Source organism: Citrobacter sp. VF227 (assembly GCF_052950715.1).
This window is the reverse complement of record NZ_JBRFVF010000630.1, coordinates 1-433: the sequence shown is the minus strand read 5'-3', so window position 1 is coordinate 433 and position 433 is coordinate 1. Positions and strand designations below refer to the sequence as shown.

General features: G+C 53.8%; 1 protein-coding gene. It reads right to left on the bottom strand.

From position 1 onward, the window contains the following. Positions 1-249: FKBP-type peptidyl-prolyl cis-trans isomerase (fkpB, locus tag ACU8YC_RS28265; RefSeq protein ID WP_446896430.1), on the bottom strand; the 249-nt coding region annotated here is incomplete at its 3' end. Positions 250-433: the final 184 nt, after the last annotated feature.

The following is a 433-nucleotide window of genomic DNA, read 5'->3' as shown; positions in this document are numbered from 1 at the left end:
CGAGCAATACTGAATTAAGTCCGGACTTGACACGCCAAAGGCGGCATCCGGCTCCAGAGCAAAAGTGGTTTTATCGCCTTCTTTTAGCCCGAGCAGGTGTTGCTCCAGCCCTTCAGACAGAGAACCGGCGCCCAGGCGAAACAGCGCGGGCTTGCCGTTATTGCGGGTTGACTCTGCGGTGGAGCCATCGGCGAGCTTAAGGGTGAAGTGCACCAGCACCGCACTGTTACTCTGTACTGATTTAGACATGCAGGTTGCTCTTTAAAATTGCTGCCGCCTGTCTGCCCGGTGGCGCTACGCTTACCGGGCCTACAAAGATCGCAGTAAATTGTCGGCCGGATTAGCATAGCGCCATCCGGCATTTTTTTATGCGGCTTTTTTCTCTTTCGACGGTAAGAAGCCTTCCAGAACAATCAATGCCGAACCGATACAG